The organism is Methylacidimicrobium cyclopophantes, from assembly GCF_902143385.2.
Lineage (GTDB): Bacteria > Verrucomicrobiota > Verrucomicrobiia > Methylacidiphilales > Methylacidiphilaceae > Methylacidimicrobium > Methylacidimicrobium cyclopophantes.
Map to the genome: position 1 here is coordinate 1 of NZ_CABFUZ020000268.1, position 2,612 is coordinate 2,612.

The window sequence follows — 2,612 nt, forward strand, 5'->3', positions numbered from 1 at the left end:
GCTCGGCGGGGGCGGCGTTCGGGAGCTGCTCTTCCGGAGGGGCGTAGTGGAGAATCAGATATTGGGCGAGAGCCGGGCCCGTTTCGTAGAAGGGAGAGCTCATTGCGCTCGCCCGAGAAGCTCCCGGAAGTAGGGACCGAGCCGGTAATCCTCGAGGAGGATCCGGGTCTCTTCCTTCCGCTCCATCCGCACTTGGGGAACACGAAGCTCGGGGCTCTTAAACGGGGCGAAGAGAATATCGTCGTGGGTCGCGTTCCGGGGATGGCGGAAGGAGGAGGGGCCGAGTGGGCCTCCGAGATGGTCGGAGCGGCCGGTGGCGATGTGAAAGGTCCCGAGGATCTTCTCGTCTTGGATATCCTGTCCCGACGGGGGCAGCTCCTGCGTCCCGAATCCGAGTTCGCCCACCGCACCCGCGGCAGGGTCCTCAGCGAGACGGCGGTTGTAGAGGGCGATGCGAGCGGGATCGCCGGAGAAGGGACGCGCTGCTTGGGCGCGCCCACCTGAGACCCGGACGATCGCGAGGCTCCCGTCTTCCAGGCGGAGCGGGAAATCGCCTTCGGCCCCTGTCGGGACGAAGTAGACCTCCCCCGCCGGGAGGTTGACGATGTCGGGATTTTCTCCGCGGCAGAGGCCGTGGCTCTTTTGGGCCGCGGCGCCGGCGGTTTCGAGGGTAAGGGAGAAATCCTGACCGCCGATTCGGTAGTCGATCCGAAAGCGGTCGGCACCCGCAAGGCCGCGGCGGAGGAGCTCCGCCTGTCGGCTCACCTGCTCGTAGTCGACGGAGAGGCCGGTTGCCAGAATCGTGCGATTGAGGCCGTGCATGGTCGCGCCGCGAAAACCGAAGGCCTTGGCTTTGGCGGTGAGCGGGGCCGTCGCCGAGAAGCGGGAGAAGCAGAGAAGGATGTCGAAGTTGGGGTAGAGATCCCGATCGAAGAGGAGGCGTTTCCCTTCTACGTCGAAGGCTTCCTCAGGGAGCTCGAGGTTGCTCCCTCCGGTCTCCTCGTAGGCGAAGAGATCTCCTCCCCTCAGTCCGAGCTCCTTGCTGACTCCTTGCCGAAGGCCTTCGAAGAAGACCTCGTGGGCGAGCCGCTGGACCGAGGAGCTCGGATCGCTCAGGAAGCCAAAGTCCCGAACCCTGCGGGGATCGGGAAGGTCGATCAAAAGCGCGATCCGCTCTCCGGGGCGGGGCGCGAAGACGGTCTTGAGCAGACGCGACAGGTCGAAAGGGGGAAAGGAGAAGTCTCGGCTCATGGCCTTAGTAAAGGGCGAAAGCGTGCGTTCCCGCAAGAAGAGGATCTTCCGAAGCAGAAGGACCGCCCTCCGGAAAAGGGAAGGAGGGCTGGAAGAACGCGATCGGAGTGTTAAGGTGGATTGAGGAGCAGACGGCTATGAAAGCGCAGGTATTTCTTCTGGTGCCCTTCGACATGGGGCTCGAGCTCGACTTCCGGGAACCGGAGACCAAGGGGCTGATGAAGCAGTTTGCTCGGCCGAGGACGGAGCCCGTTTCGTTCCGGGGAACCCCTCTGGCCGAAGGGGATGCGGTCGCCCGACTCTACAACTTCGGAGTCGGCATCCTCCAGCTCTCGTTTTTCGTCCAGGGAGATTTGAATTTCTTCGCAAGCCTCGCTTCCCGGATCGACTTGCTCCGGCTCGGCGCCGCACCCATCTCCGATTGGGCTCGGGCCGCCATCGGCGAAGTGCTCGCCGAGGCGAAAGAGTTCGCCACCTATCAGTATGAGTTTCGCTTGGAGGAGATTCAGGTCTTCCCGATCTTATCGCTGGAGCCGGGGGCGGTAGGGGATGCGGAGGCCTTTCTCCGGGAAAACCTGAAGACCCTCTACGGGATGGTCTCCGGAGAACCGAGTTACGACATCCTCTCCTCGTTCGTTCTCGATCAGGAGAAGCTCGTCAATTTCGGCTACTACGAAAACGAGCTGATTCTTATCAAGCGGTTTGGAGCGGTAGTCTCTTCGCAGGAGGCGGGAACGATCCTGGACATGATCCGGCTCGTCTACGCGCTCTACTGGAACCTCCGCTCCTACAACTCCCTTCTCGATCGGGAGATCGGGCGCGCTCGGGCGCTCGTGGCCCATCTTCCGCCTTGGCACAAGTTTTGGGTGATGCCGCGCTGGTATGAACGGTTTTCCGGCGAGGCGATGGACTTCGTTCGGGACAAGTTGGCGATCGTCGAGTCGATCTACCAGGTATTCGGGAATGTGCTGCGGATCGACTCGGATTGGCATCTGCGGACCATCCACCGCTACGTCGAGCAGGTCTTCGATATCGGAGACCTCTCGAAAGCGGTCAATGCGAAGCTCGACCGAATCGAGCAGTGTTACAGCTCGGCCCAGAATTTCATCTCGACCAACTTCTTCATCGCGGTGGAGATCCTCCTGATGCTCTCCTTCTTCTGGATGGTGCTCGACACCGTTTTGCTCTTCGTGATCGCGCACAAGTGATCCGGCGGAGCGTCAACGGCTCAAAGGCCCGCTTCGCTCTCGGGCACGATGTTGCCATGGTCGAGGATCGTCGGCCGGTCGGGAAGTTCGTTGGTCTTTCCTTCTCGGCCGGGGAAGTGGCGGCTGAGATGGGCCGCCACCGACCGGATCCCC

General features: G+C 62.2%; 2 protein-coding genes. One reads left to right on the forward strand and one right to left on the reverse strand.

What is annotated here, in order from left to right; all coding sequences use genetic code 11:
- Window positions 1–99: 99 nt before the first annotated feature.
- The gene (locus FN369_RS10775) at window positions 100–1,251 is read right to left on the reverse strand and encodes a M29 family metallopeptidase (RefSeq protein WP_178087820.1); all 1,152 of its coding nucleotides are present in this window, start codon (window positions 1,249–1,251) and stop codon (window positions 100–102) included.
- A gap of 137 nt (window positions 1,252–1,388) precedes the next feature.
- Here FN369_RS10775 and FN369_RS10780 point away from each other — a divergent pair, with 137 nt between their 5' ends.
- Window positions 1,389–2,459 carry a hypothetical protein gene (locus FN369_RS10780; protein WP_142526135.1) on the forward strand — a complete coding sequence of 357 codons (1,071 nt, stop codon included), beginning with the start codon at window positions 1,389–1,391 and terminating at the stop codon, window positions 2,457–2,459.
- Window positions 2,460–2,612 lie beyond the last annotated feature (153 nt).